The following is a 13,381-nucleotide window of genomic DNA, read 5'->3' as shown; positions in this document are numbered from 1 at the left end:
GGCCTCGATGACCGGCAGCGTCCCGGCGCAACGGGTGCTCAGCGAGCGCCCGTTGCGGATCGCGCTGGTGGCCGGCGAGGCCTCCGGCGATCTGCTCGGTGCGGGCCTGGTCCGCGAACTGAAAGCGCGCTTCCCGAATGCCGAGTTCGCCGGCATCGGTGGCGACGCCATGCGCAGCGCGGGCTGCCAGACCTGGCACGATGCCAGCGAGCTGGCGGTGATGGGCCTGACCGAAGTGCTGCGCCACCTGCCGCGCCTGCTTAAGCTGCGTTCGGCGTTCCGCCAGCGTGCGCTTGACTGGCAGCCGGACGTGTTCATCGGCATCGACGCCCCCGACTTCAACCTGGGTATCGAGCGTTGGCTGAAGCAGCGTGGCGTGAGCACCGTGCATTACGTCAGTCCCTCGGTCTGGGCCTGGCGCGAAAAGCGCGCCGAGAAGATCGGCAGCAGCGCCGACCTGGTGCTGTGCCTGTTCCCGATGGAGCCACCGATCTATGCCAGGCACGGCATCGACGCGCGCTTCGTCGGCCACCCGATGGCCGATGACATTCCGCTGCAGGGCAATCGCGAGGAAGCACGCGCCGCGCTCGGACTGCCGGCCTCGGCCAAGGTGCTGGCAGTGTTGCCGGGCAGCCGCCTGGGCGAGATCTCGCGCCTGGGCGAACCGTTCTTCGAAGCCGCCTGGCAGGTCTCCGAACGCATTCCGGGCCTGCATGTGGTGGTGCCTGCCGCCAACCCGGCCTGCAGGGAACTGATCGAGGAACAGCTGTCGCGCTCGGCGCTGCCGGTGGCCTATTCGCATGTGCTGGATGGCCAGGCGCGCAACGCGATGATCGCCGCCGACGTGGTGGTGCTGGCCTCCGGTACCGCGACCCTGGAGGCCATGCTGGTGAAGCGGCCGATGGTGGTCGGTTACCGCGTCAACGAACTGACCTATCGACTGGTGAAGGCGCTCGGCCTGATCAAGGTCGACCGCTTCGCCCTGCCCAACATCCTGGCCGGGCAGGACCTGGCACCGGAACTGATGCAGCACGACTGCACGCCGGACAAGCTGGCCGCGGCCATCCAGCAGTGGTTCGACCACCCGCAGCGGGTGACCGATCTGCAGGATGCCTACGTGCGCCTGCACGAGCGGCTGCGCCGCAACGCCTCGGCGCGTGCCGCCGACGCCGTTGGCGAACTGCTGATGCGCGACCAGGCACAGGCATGAGCCGCCGTCACGCCGCCGCAGCCAGCCTGACCCTGTTCGACGGTGCGCCCGTGGTCGAGCCGGAGCGCCTGGTCGCTGGCGTCGACGAGGCAGGCCGTGGCCCACTGGCCGGGCCGGTCGCGGTGGCAGCGGTGGTGTTCGACCCGTCGCGACCACGGATCAACGGCCTGGATGACTCCAAGCAGCTGACCGCGGCCCGCCGCGAGCAGCTGCATGACCGCATCATCGAGCGCGCCCTGGCCTGGCATGTGGTGCTGGTGGACGTGGACACCATCGACCGCCTGAACATCTACCAGGCCACCCTGCAGGGCATGCGTGACGTCGTTGCAGCGGTCGCCCATGTGGCCGGCTTCGCGCGCATCGACGGCAACGTGGTGCCCAAGGGCCTGGCACTGCCGGCGCAGGCGCTGGTCGGCGGCGATGGCATCGACCGCGCGATCATGGCCGCCTCGATCCTGGCCAAGGTCTCGCGCGACCGCTACATGCAGGAGGTGCATGCCCGCCATCCGAAGTACGGCTTCGAACAGCACAAGGGCTACGGCACCCCGGCCCACCTGGCCGCCCTGCGCGAGCACGGCCCCTGCATGGAGCACCGCCGCAGTTTCGCTCCGGTGCGTGAGTGTCTGGACCTGACGCAGGCGGCGGCCATCGCCTGAGCCAGCTGGAGTTGTAGTGCCGAGCCCATGCTCGGCTGCTGTGGGCAGCCGAGCATGGGCTCGGCTCTAAGAAGGCGGCCTCCCGCACGCCTGAATCCGGCGCCACGCCGTGCCCCTGTCAAGCCTTGTGGCAACCCCCTGCCCTCGCTACCCTGACCGGGCATTCCAGCGCTTCCCGACCCCGGCGACGAACCTCCGTCAGCACCCGGGGCCCGCGCGCTCCAACCTGGTCCGGCATGTCCAACTCCCGCTTCGTACATCTCCACGTCCACACCGAGTTCTCGCTGGCGGACTCCACCATCCGTGTGCCGGCCAAGCCGGACCAGGCGGACCCGAAGAAGGCCAAGCAGGCCAACCTGCTGTCGCGCTCGGTCGAGCTCGGCCTGCCGGCGCTGGCGGTGACCGACCTCAACAACCTGTTCGCCCTGGTCAAGTTCTACAAGGCCGCCGAAGGCGTGGGCATCAAGCCGATCGCCGGTGCCGACGTGCTGATCGCCGAGGAAGGCCAGGACCCGTGGCGGATGACCCTGCTGTGCCGTGATCGCGAAGGCTACCTGAGCCTGTCGCGGCTGCTGACCCGCGCCTGGATGGAAGGCCATCGCCCCGAAGGCGGCGTAGCCATCCACCCGGACTGGCTGAAGGCCGGCAACGCCAACCTGTTCGCGCTGGCCGGCCGGCAGAGCCTGGCCGGACGCCTGGCGCTGGACGGCAAGCATGAGCTGGCCGAGCAGCAGCTGGCCGACTGGCAACGGGTGTTCGGCGATGGCCTGCACCTGGAGCTGACCCGCACCGGCCGCGAGGGCGAGGAAACCTTCAACCAGTTCGCGCTGATGGCTGCGGGCCAGCGTGGCCTGCCGGTGGTGGCCAGCAATGACGTGCGCTTCCTGTCGCCGTCCGATTTCAGCGCGCATGAGGCGCGCGTGTGCATTTCCACCGGCCGCGTGCTGGACGATCCCAAGCGTCCGCGCGAGTACAGCGACCAGCAGTACCTGAAGTCGGCCGAGGAGATGTGCGCGCTGTTCGCCGACATCCCCGACGCGATCGACAACACGCTGGCGCTGGCCGAGCGCTGCAACATCGAGATGCGGCTGGGCACCTACTTCCTGCCCAACTACCCGGTGCCCGACGACGAAACGCTGGATACCTGGATCCAGAAGATGTCGCGCGAGGGCCTGGAAGAGCGCCTGGAGAAGAATCCGCTGGCGCCGGGCAAGACCCGTGAGGAGTACTTCGAGCGCCTGGAGTTCGAGCTCAACACCATCATCAAGATGGGCTTCCCCGGCTACTTCCTGATCGTGGCCGACTTCATCCAATGGGGCAAGAACCAGGGCATTCCGATCGGCCCCGGCCGCGGCTCGGGTGCCGGTTCACTGGTGGCGTGGGCGCTGAAGATCACCGACCTGGATCCGCTGCCGTACAACCTGCTGTTCGAGCGCTTCCTCAATCCGGAACGCGTGTCGATGCCCGACTTCGACATCGACTTCTGCATGGACCGCCGCGACGAGGTGATCGACTACGTCGCGCGCAAGTATGGGCGCGAGCGCGTCAGCCAGATCATCACCTACGGCACCATGGCCGCCAAGGCGGTGGTGCGCGACTCCGGCCGCGTGCTCGGGTTCCCGTACGGCCTGGTCGACGGCGTTTCCAAGTTGATCCCGAACATCCTGGGTATCCACCTGAAGGATGCGCTGGGCAGGGGCAAGGAAGGCCCGAGCTCGGAAATGGCGTCGCCGGAACTGATCCAGCGCTACGAGACAGAGGACGATGTCCGCGACCTGATCGACCTGGCGCTGCAGCTGGAAGACCTGACCCGCAACGCCGGCAAGCACGCCGGCGGCGTGGTGATCGGGCCCGAGCCGCTGAGCGAGTTCTGCCCGCTGTATGCGGAACACGACGAAAATGGGCTCGGCAAGAACCCGGTCACCCAGTTCGACAAGAACGACGTGGAAGAAGTGGGCCTGGTGAAGTTCGACTTCCTCGGCCTGCGCACGCTGACCATCATCGACTGGGCGGTGAAGGCGATCAACAAGCGCCACGAACGCGCGGGCATTCCGCCGGTCGACATTGCCGCGATCCCGCTCGACGATGCGCCCACCTACAAGGACATCTTCGCCAACGGCAACACCGGCGCGGTGTTCCAGTTCGAATCCTCGGGCATGCGCCGCCTGCTGAAGGACGCGCGCCCCGACCGTTTCGAAGACCTGATCGCGCTGGTGTCGCTGTACCGCCCTGGCCCGATGGACCTGATTCCTTCGTTCAACGCGCGCAAGCACGGCCAGGAAGAAATCATCTATCCCGATCCGCGCACCGAAGCGATCCTGAAGGACACCTACGGCATCATGGTGTACCAGGAGCAGGTGATGCAGATGGCGCAGATCGTCGGCGGCTACTCGCTGGGCGGCGCCGACCTGCTGCGCCGCGCGATGGGCAAGAAGGTGCCGGCGGAAATGGCCAAGCACCGTGAGATCTTCCGCGAAGGTGCGGCCAAGGGCGGCGTCGATGGCCCCAAGGCCGACGAGATCTTCGACCTGATGGAGAAGTTCGCCGGCTATGGCTTCAACAAGTCACACGCCGCTGCATACGCACTGGTCAGCTACCAGACCGCGTGGCTGAAGCGCCATTATCCGGCCGAATTCATGGCGGCCACGCTGTCTTCGGACCTGGACAACACCGACAAGGTGGTCGGCTTCCTCGACGAGGTGCGCAACCTCGGCCTGACCGTGCTGCCGCCGAAGGTGAACCAGTCGGCCTTCATGTTCGAAGCGGTCACCCCGGACACGATCCAGTACGGCCTGGGCGCGATCAAGGGCGTGGGCCAGGGCGCCTGCGAAGCGGTGGTCGAGGAACGACTGAAGGGCGGCCCGTTCAAGGATCTGCTGGACTTCTGCACCCGCGTCGGCTCGGCCAAGCTCAACCGGCGCACGCTGGAAGCGATGATCAACTGCGGCGCGCTCGATGAGCTCGGCCGCAACCGTGCCTCGCTGATGCTGCAGTTGCCGGAAGTGATCAAGGCCACTGATCAGATGGCACGCGAGCGTGCGTCCGGACAGAACTCGCTGTTTGGCGGGCCCGACCCGAGCACCGTTTCGATCCAGCTGGACCTGCCAGAAGCCGAAGAATGGCCGTTGCTGCAGCGCCTCAACGGCGAGCGCGACACGCTGGGCTTCTACCTCAGCGGCCACCCGTTCGATCCCTGGCGCGACGATGTGCGCGATCTGGTAGGCAACGACCTGGGTTCGGTGGAGAAAATCTGGAGCGCCAACAGCGGTGGCGGCGGTGGCGGCGAGAAGCGCTGGCGCCCGGAGGTGCAGACCGTGCTGGCAGGCCAGGTGGTCGGCGTGCGCCGCAAGGGCGAAAGCCAGATCTTCATCCAGCTGGAGGATGGCCGCGGCCGCGTCGAGTGCAGTGCGTTCTCTGATGCAATGGCCGAGTTCGGCCACCTGATGACCAAGGACCGCATCCTGGTGGTCAAGGGCGGCCTGCGCGAGGACGAGTTCAACGGTGGCTACGCGCTGCGCATCCGCCAGTGCTGGGACTTCGACGAAGTCTGCGCCAACTACGCCACGCGGCTGTCGCTGCGCCTGGACCTGCGCCAGCAGCGCCCGGTCTGGGAGCGCATCAATGCCCTGCTCGACCGCCATCGCCCGGGGCGCACGCCGCTGCGCCTGGACCTGCTGCTGAAGGGCCCGCACGGCGGTGTCGCCGGCATGCTCGATGTCTCCGGGCAGAGCGCGGTACGCATCGATTCCAAGCTGATGGAGGCGCTGCGCGCCGACCCGGCCGTACGCACGCTGAAGGTGCGCTACAGCCCGCCGTGGGCCAGCTGAGGCTGGCTCCTTCGTGTTCCTGTTTTCCCGTTCCAACCATCAAGGACGATCGCCCATGAAGACCCTGCTGTTTCCGTTCGTTGCCGCACTGGCACTGGCCGCCTGCTCGCCGTCGAAGATCGAGTTCCAGATCGACAACCCGACCGACGCGCCGCTGGCGCTGAGCATCGACGGCCAGGACGTGCCAGTGGCCGCGCACGGCTCGCGCCCGATCTCGCTCGCCATTGGCGAACATCGCCTGCACACAGACGCGCTTGGCGACGTGCGCTTCATCGTCTACGTCGACGGTCGTGGCGGCCTGATCAACCCGACCCTGAGCGAGTACGTGATTGCTCGCGAGGTCTATGTCACCGACGAGAGCAAGCTGAAGAATTTCGGCGTCGGCAACAACGGGATCGAACTGGGCGGGGTCAGCTTCGAAGGTCCCTTCGAGAAGCGCCACGACCTGTTCATCGACAAGACCTGGACCTACGGCGTGCGCGAGCCGTTCCCGAAGGAAAAGGTGGTGGCCCATGTCGATTCCAGCGGCGGCCAGATCGTGGCCAAGGTGTTCACGGCCCCGGACTTCATCACCTACGTCGAAGAAGGCATGGGCGAACCCGGTGCATTCAAGCGCCAACAGCCGGCCGGCTACGTCGCGCCGGCATTCAGCCTGGAGCCGGCCCCGGCCAGCCTGCCGGCCCTTGACCCCGCCTTCGAGGCGCACGCCGCGCCGCTGCGCGAGGTCTATGCGCGCTGGCTGAAGGCCACCACCGCCGATGAACAGAAGGCCCTGCGCAAGCAGGACTTCGACGCGCAGATGGCCTTTACCTCGGCCACCGCCACCCTGGGCAGCGGCCTGGGCCGGGAGGCCAACGAGGCCTACAACGACTTCGTTTCCCAGCGCAGCCAGTTGATGGGCCGCAGCGCCCTGGTGGTGCCCTGAGCTGACTGGCGCCGCCTGCCCGGCTGCGTTACCGTCGCCTTCCAGACGAAGGCGTACGGGTGGTTTGCACGCATTCGGCTAGAATTGCCCCCTTCTTTACACGACGGCTTCCGATGAATCCGAACTACCTCGACTTCGAGCAACCCATCGCCGACCTGGAAGCCAAGATCCAGGAACTGCGCAACGCCAGTGCCGGGCCGGCGGTCAATGTCGAGGCGGAAGTGCACGCGCTGCAGGACAAGCTGCGCATGCGCACCGCGCAGATCTTCCGCAACCTGACCTCGTGGCAGGTGCTGCAGCTGGCCCGGCACCCATCGCGTCCGTACACCGCCGACTACATCCGCGTCATGTTCGATGAGTTCCAGGAGCTGGCCGGTGACCGCGCCTTCGCTGACGACAAGGCGATCATGGGCGGCCTGGCCCGCATCAATGGCCGCGCGGTAATGGTGATCGGCCACCAGAAGGGCCGCGACACCAAGGAAAAGATCAAGCGCAACTTCGGCATGCCCAAGCCGGAGGGCTACCGCAAGGCACTGCGCCTGATGAAGATGGCAGAGCGCTTCGGCCTGCCGGTGCTGACCCTGATCGACACCGCCGGCGCCTGGCCGGGCATCGACGCCGAGTCGCGCGGCCAGTCCGAAGCGATCGCGCGCAACCTGATCGAGATGGCCGAGCTGAAGGTGCCGATCATCTGCACCGTGATCGGTGAAGGCGGCTCCGGCGGTGCGTTGGCACTGGGTGTGGGCGACCGCACCGTGATGCTGGAATACGCGGTGTACTCGACCATCACGCCGGAAGGCTGCGCCTCGATCCTGTGGAAGGACGCGGGCAAGGCCAAGGAAGCGGCCGAACAACTGGGCCTGACTGCCCCGCGCCTGAAGAGCCTGGGCCTGGTCGACAAGGTCGTGCGCGAGCCGACCGGTGGCGCCCACCGCAACCCGACCCAGATGGCCAAGCGCCTGAAGGCCGTGCTGCTGAACGAGCTGGACGCGCTGGACAAGCTGTCCACCGAACAGCTGCTGGAACAGCGCTACACGCGCCTGCGCAGTTACGGCACGTACGAGGCAGCCTGATTCATCGGCTTGTTAATTTCTTGCTCTTGCAAGAAAGTAACCAAAGAACACGCCGCCGAACGCGAACCGGTGCTGTGCACCGGTTCCCTGCGCTTCTCGGTGAATCAGGGGACGGCGCCGAACTCGCTGCGCTCAGACATCGGCGCCTCTTCGCCCCTGTTTCACCTGCGATGCTCGGCTCGCTCATGGCGGACCTGGACATCAAAAGCCACAGCTGCACCCAGTAGATCCACGCCATGCGTGGATGCATCTGTGCGATGCGCCGCGCGCGCAGCGCGCCCCGTTCAGAACGGCTTGGCCAGCACCAGCCACACGATCGGAATGAACGCCAGCAGCGGGATCTCGTTGATCCAGCGCAGCGCGCGCGACGACGGCAGCGCCCTGCCCTTGGCCGCGCCCTTGAGCAGGCGACCGGTCCAGCCGAAATAGACCAGCAGCAGCACCACCAGCCCCAGCTTGGCGTGCAGCCAGCCGGCAGCTCCCGGAGCCACCATGGTCGGGAAATCGGGGATGACCTTGTAGCCCAGCCACAGCACCAGGCCGAGCAGGAACGCCAGGCCGAACATCGAGTGGCCGAAGCGGTACAGGCGCAGGCCCATCAGCTGCAGGCGCTCGCTCACCGCCGGCTGGCCCGCGGTCTCGGCCAGGTTCACCAGGATGCGCGGCAGGTAGAACACCGTGGCCATCCACGCCACCACGAACACGATGTGGAAGGTCTTGACCCAGTAGTAGCTCTGCATGCGCTCGCTCCGGCGGCTGGCGTAGGTTGGCGGCCATTCTCGCATGCCGTGGCGAAGCTGCCGCAGGCACGCCCGCCGCGACACATCGACGCATGGCGCGCCGCAACACCGTACGATAGGCGCCTTCCCCGATCGCGCACCGCCCCATGGACAAGACCTACGACGCCGCCTACTTCCAACGCTGGTACCGCCGTGCCGACATCGGCGGCAGCGCCCGCCTGGCGCGCAAGGTTGCGTTGGCCGTGGCCAGCGCCGAGTACTACCTGGAGCGGCCGATCCGCAGCGTGCTGGATATCGGCTGCGGTGAAGGCGCCTGGCGCGCGCCGCTGCTGAAGCTGCGTCCGAAGGTCGAATATCTCGGCTTCGACAGCAGCGAGTACGCTGTGCGCCGCTACGGCAGGACCCGCAACCTGCACCTGGCCGCCTTCGGTGATTTCGCCTGGCTGCGGCCCTGCGCCCCGGTCGACCTGCTGGTGTGCTCGGACGTTATGCACTACGTGCCCGACCGTGAACTGCGCGCCGGCCTGGCCGGGGTGGCCGAGCTGACCGGTGGCGTGGCCTTCCTGGAGACCTTCGCCGCCGAGGATGAATTCGACGGCGACCACGAGGGCTTCCACGCCCGCCCGGCGCGCTGGTACCGCCGCGCGCTGGCCCGGCACGGCCTGCAGCCGGTGGGGTCGCACTGCTGGCTCGGCCCCGCCCTGGCAGGCGATGCCGCCGCGCTGGAACGGATGTGAATCCGGATTCATTATTTTCAGGCAACTTAACCTGCGGGACACCCGGATGGGATATGCTGCGCGGCAACATATGACCATACATATTCGGTCGTCATGCTCTATCAACTGCACGAACTGACCCGCAACCTGCTTGCCCCCTGGGTGCACCAGGCCCAGGCCAACGCCAAGTTCTTCGCCAACCCGGGCCACTGGTGGTCGCAGATGCCGGGTGCCGATCGCCTGGCGGCGGTCAACGAGTTGTTCCATCGCATCGGCAAGGATTACGAGAAGCCCGAGTGGGGCATCAACGAAATCGAGGTCGAAGGCGAGCGCGTGCCGATCGTCGTGCACGAGGAAGTAAGCAAGCCGTTCTGCAAGCTGCTGCGCTTCAAGCGCCACAGCAATGAAGCCGACCAGCTGCACACCATGCTCAACCAGCCGTTCGTGCTGGTGGTCGCACCGCTGTCCGGCCACCATGCCACGCTGCTGCGCGATACCGTGCGCACGCTGCTGCGCGACCACCGCGTGTACGTCACCGACTGGGTTGACGCGCGCATGGTACCGGCCAGCGAAGGCGAGTTCGGCCTGGACGACTACATCGCCTATATCCAGGAGTTCATCCGCCACTTGGGTGTCGAGCGCCTGCACGTGGTCAGCGTGTGCCAGCCCACCGTGCCGGTGCTGGCCGCGGTTTCACTGATGGCCAGCCGTGGCGAGCCGACGCCGCGCACGCTGGTGATGATGGGCGGCCCGATCGATGCGCGCTGCAGCCCGACCGCAGTGAACAACCTGGCCACGCAGAACCCGCTGTCGTGGTTCGAGAACAACGTCATCCACACCGTGCCGGCCAGTTACCCCGGCGCCGGCCGCCGCGTGTATCCGGGCTTCCTGCAGCACGCCGGCTTCCTGTCGATGAACCCGAGCCGCCACTTCAGCTCGCACTGGGATTTCTACACCGACCTGGTCAAGGGCGACCTGGAAGACGCCGACGCGCACCGTCGCTTCTACGACGAGTACAACGCGGTGCTGGACATGCCGGCCAAGTACTACCTGGACACCATCCGCGTGGTGTTCCAGGACTTCCTGCTGCCGCGTGGCGAGTGGGTGGTCAATGGCGAGAAGGTCGACCCGTCGGCGATCCGCGATACCGCGCTGCTGAGCATCGAGGGCGAACTGGACGACATCGCCGGCCTCGGCCAGACCGAAGCCGCGCAGGCGCTGTGCACCGGCATTGCTGCTGACCGCCGCGAGCATTTCATCGTCGAAGGCGCCGGCCACTACGGCATCTTCAGTGGCCGTCGCTGGCGCGAAGTGGTGTACCCGAAGGTACGCGACTTCTTCGCCGCGCATGCCGAAACCCCGGCGGCGAAGGCTACGAAGAAGAAGAGCAACGTCACCCCGTTGCGGCGAAAGGCGGGGTAACCAGGCCCTGGTAGATGCCAACCTTGGTTGGCGCTCTACCATGGATCCCGGCATCTGATCGATCGTGCCAACCAAGGTTGGCACCTACCGAAGCCTGGGCTCCCGCTTACAACCGCACCAGCAGGTTCTTGGCGATCAGACCATGCAGTTTGCCGACGCCGCGTGCCAGATGCATGGTCAACAACAGCAGCAGTACGCCCGTGGCGGCGATCACGATGCCCACCAGCGGCGAAGCGGCCATCGGCAACACGTTCACGCCGTCGACGTACACGCCCGGAATGTCACCGCTGAACAGTGCGGCCACCGGTGCCCAGATGAACCCCAGTGACAGCGACAGCAACGTCACCGCGATGGTGAAGTAGATGACGCCCAGCGGCAGCATCAGCACGAAGTACAGCAGGGTCAGCCAGGTACGGCCATCGGTGAACATGTCGCCGATGCGCTGCAGCCAGGTGCGGCTGCGGTCGGTGTAACGCGGGCGGCGCGGCATGCGCTCGCCCAGCAGTGCTTCCACCAACCGCCCTTCCAGCAGCGCCAGCCCGCGCACCGAGCCGAAGAACAGCACGGTCAGCGGAATGCCGATGATCAGGATCAGCAGGCCCAGCGACAATGACAGGCCGGTCACCACCCAGGTGAAGAAGAAGATGCCGGTGGCCAGCGACAACAGCATGTAGAACAGCGCACCGTAGGTGTGCGGATCGGTCACCACGCCGAAGAAGCGCGCCAGCAGCGAACGCTGCACCGGCGCCTGCGGCGGTGAGGCCGGCTCGACGCCACTGGCTTCGGCCGCTGCACGCAGCACCGGCGCGGTATCCGCACGCGGCGTGCGCAGCGCGCGGTTCACCGTCACTTCGGTCTCGCGGTAGATCTCGGCCACTTCGTCCGGGGCGCCATAGCTGCCGGCCACGTCGGCGATGACCTCGGCTTCGCTGCGGCCGGGCTGCGCCGCCAGCTCCGAGCGCAGGTATTCCTCGGCGTCGTACAACGCGTCCTGCACCATCGCCGGATCGGCACCTTCCAGCGCCGCGCGCAGCTGCGCCAGATACTGCGGGATGGTGGTCGGCAGGGCTCGGCCTGCCAGGCTCGGGTCGTTCATTGCGGTACCCCCTCCAACACGGAATCGACGGAATCACGGGTGGCCTGCCAGGCTTGGCGCCACTGCGCCAGCACCTCGCGGCCACGTTCATTGATGCGGTAGTAGCGCCGGGGCGGACCACTGCTGGATGGCTCCACATGGCTTTCCAGCAGCCCGGCGCCCTCCAGGTTGCGCAGCACCGGGTACAGCGCGCTCTGCTTGCCGCTCAGCACGCCCTCACCCACCCGTTCCAGCTCCTTGGCGATCAGGTAGCCGTACAGCGGCTCGCCGGCCCGGGCCAGCACCGCCAGCAGGGCCAGCGACACCGTTCCGGCGCTGAGCTCCTTCTGGAACTTCTTCAGGTGGACATCGTCCTCGGACATGACCGGCCCTCCACTACGTTGAAGTCCACAGTAGTGCGAAGTTCGGTATAGCGAATGTGTCGTTAGTCACTCTGCCGGTTGGCGTGACCGAATTGCTCGCGCAGAATCGAAGCCTCGTTCATGTTCCGGGGTTCCCATGCCGCACCGCCGTCGCCTTGCCCTGACCGCCCTCGCCCTCGCCTGCCTGCTGCCCGCCATGGCCAGCGCGGCCTCGCCTTACCGCAGCCCGCAGCAGATCTTGGACGCCTCGCCGGCCAGCGACTGGCGCACGCCGGACCCGGCCAACCTGCTGTACATGGACCTGCCGGCCGGGCGCGTGATCATCGAGCTGGCGCCGCAGTTCGCCCCGCGCCATGTCGCCAACATCCAGACCTTCGCCCACGAGCACTTCTGGGACGGCACCAGCATCTACCGCTCTCACGACAACTTCGTGGTGCAGTTCGGCGATGCCGACGCCGATGACGCGGCCAAGGCCAAGCCGTTCGGCAGCGCCGCGCGCAAGCTGCCGGCTGAATTCGAGCGCGCCAGCGCTGGCCTGAAGGTCAGCGTGCTGCCGGATCGCGATGGCTGGGCCGCGCAGACCGGTTTCGTCGACGGCTTCCCGGTCGGCCAGGACCCGCAGGCCGGCAAGGCCTGGCTGGCACATTGCTACGGCATGCTGGGCGCCGGCCGCAGCAACGAAGAGGACAGCAGCATCGGTGCCGAACTCTACGTGGTGACCGGCCAGTCACCGCGTCAGCTCGACCGCAACATCACCCTGGTCGGCCGCGTGCTGAAGGGCATGGAACTGCTCAGCGCGACCCCACGCGGACCGGCGCCGATGGGTTTCTACACCGACCCGAAGCTGCGCACGCCGATCGTGTCGATCCGCCGTGCCAGCGACGTGCCGGCGGCCGAGCGCACACCGATCCAGGTACTGCGTACCGACTCGAAGACCTTCGCCGATACGGTGGAGGCGCGGCGCAATCGCGTGGATGATTTCTACAAGCGCCCGGCGGGGCATATCGATCTCTGCAATATTCCGGTGCCGGTGCGCTGATGGTTTCCTGCGCGTGACGCGTGCTGAAGGTGCTTCACTGTTCATGGGCGTTACTTTTCTTTTCGCGCGAAAAGAAAAGTAACCAAAAGAAACGCGCCGCCAGGTCGCGAGCCGCCGTGCTTCGCACGTCGGTCCCCTGCGCTTCTCGGTGAATCAGGGGACGGCGCCGAACTCGCTATGCTCAGACATCGGCGCCTCTTCGCCCCTGATTCCCCTGCGATGCTCGGCTCGCTCAAGGCGGACCCACTTCAAAGGCCCCAGCTGCATCCAGGAGATCCACCCCCAGCGTGGATGCTCTTGGTGTTGATCTTGTCC

General features: G+C 66.8%; 11 protein-coding genes. 8 read left to right on the top strand and 3 right to left on the bottom strand.

Annotated features, from left to right (window positions below; all coding sequences use genetic code 11):
- Positions 1-7 precede the first annotated feature (7 nt).
- From lpxB to R5H29_RS16875, 5 genes are all read left to right on the top strand, one after another.
- Positions 8-1,210 (top strand): lipid-A-disaccharide synthase, encoded by a 1,203-nt coding sequence (gene lpxB / locus R5H29_RS16895; protein WP_227844006.1) that lies wholly within the window; start codon positions 8-10, stop codon positions 1,208-1,210.
- Positions 1,207-1,866, top strand: a complete 660-nt coding sequence (locus R5H29_RS16890; RefSeq protein WP_021203671.1) for a ribonuclease HII — start codon at positions 1,207-1,209, stop codon at positions 1,864-1,866. Before lpxB ends, R5H29_RS16890 begins: the two co-directional genes overlap by 4 nt.
- A gap of 236 nt (positions 1,867-2,102) precedes the next feature.
- On the top strand, positions 2,103-5,693 hold the full coding sequence (gene dnaE / locus R5H29_RS16885) for a DNA polymerase III subunit alpha (RefSeq protein WP_164145401.1): 3,591 nt from the start codon (positions 2,103-2,105) through the stop codon (positions 5,691-5,693).
- A gap of 55 nt (positions 5,694-5,748) precedes the next feature.
- Positions 5,749-6,618 (top strand): hypothetical protein, encoded by an 870-nt coding sequence (locus tag R5H29_RS16880; protein ID WP_155029200.1) that lies wholly within the window; start codon positions 5,749-5,751, stop codon positions 6,616-6,618.
- A 113-nt stretch (positions 6,619-6,731) separates the two neighbouring features.
- On the top strand, positions 6,732-7,691 hold the full coding sequence (locus R5H29_RS16875; protein ID WP_019659134.1) for an acetyl-CoA carboxylase carboxyltransferase subunit alpha: 960 nt from the start codon (positions 6,732-6,734) through the stop codon (positions 7,689-7,691).
- Between the two features lie 284 nt (positions 7,692-7,975).
- Here R5H29_RS16875 and R5H29_RS16870 read toward each other — a convergent pair whose 3' ends face one another.
- Positions 7,976-8,431, bottom strand: a complete 456-nt coding sequence (locus R5H29_RS16870) for a CopD family protein (protein WP_329841558.1) — start codon at positions 8,429-8,431, stop codon at positions 7,976-7,978.
- Positions 8,432-8,577: 146 nt separating this feature from the next.
- On the opposite strand from R5H29_RS16870, the gene R5H29_RS16865 reads away from it, so the two are divergent.
- Positions 8,578-9,168 carry a class I SAM-dependent methyltransferase gene (locus R5H29_RS16865; RefSeq protein WP_332329515.1) on the top strand — a complete coding sequence of 197 codons (591 nt, stop codon included), beginning with the start codon at positions 8,578-8,580 and terminating at the stop codon, positions 9,166-9,168.
- A gap of 93 nt (positions 9,169-9,261) precedes the next feature.
- Complete coding sequence (locus tag R5H29_RS16860; RefSeq protein ID WP_155029199.1) at positions 9,262-10,569, top strand: polyhydroxyalkanoate depolymerase; 1,308 nt, start codon at positions 9,262-9,264, stop codon at positions 10,567-10,569.
- Between the two features lie 106 nt (positions 10,570-10,675).
- Here R5H29_RS16860 and R5H29_RS16855 read toward each other — a convergent pair whose 3' ends face one another.
- Positions 10,676-11,665: a sensor domain-containing protein gene (locus R5H29_RS16855; RefSeq protein WP_332329514.1), complete on the bottom strand. Its 990-nt coding sequence runs from the start codon at positions 11,663-11,665 to the stop codon at positions 10,676-10,678.
- Positions 11,662-12,027 carry a PadR family transcriptional regulator gene (locus R5H29_RS16850; protein ID WP_004150914.1) on the bottom strand — a complete coding sequence of 122 codons (366 nt, stop codon included), beginning with the start codon at positions 12,025-12,027 and terminating at the stop codon, positions 11,662-11,664. The genes R5H29_RS16855 and R5H29_RS16850 overlap by 4 nt, the downstream gene beginning before the upstream one ends.
- A 136-nt stretch (positions 12,028-12,163) precedes the next feature.
- Here R5H29_RS16850 and R5H29_RS16845 point away from each other — a divergent pair, with 136 nt between their 5' ends.
- On the top strand, positions 12,164-13,066 hold the full coding sequence (locus tag R5H29_RS16845; protein WP_332329513.1) for a peptidylprolyl isomerase: 903 nt from the start codon (positions 12,164-12,166) through the stop codon (positions 13,064-13,066).
- Positions 13,067-13,381: the final 315 nt, after the last annotated feature.

The organism is Stenotrophomonas sp. A3_2 (assembly GCF_036624925.1).
Lineage (GTDB): Bacteria > Pseudomonadota > Gammaproteobacteria > Xanthomonadales > Xanthomonadaceae > Stenotrophomonas > Stenotrophomonas hibiscicola.
Note: the sequence above shows the minus strand (reverse complement) of the source record. Positions and strands in the feature narration are given on the sequence as shown.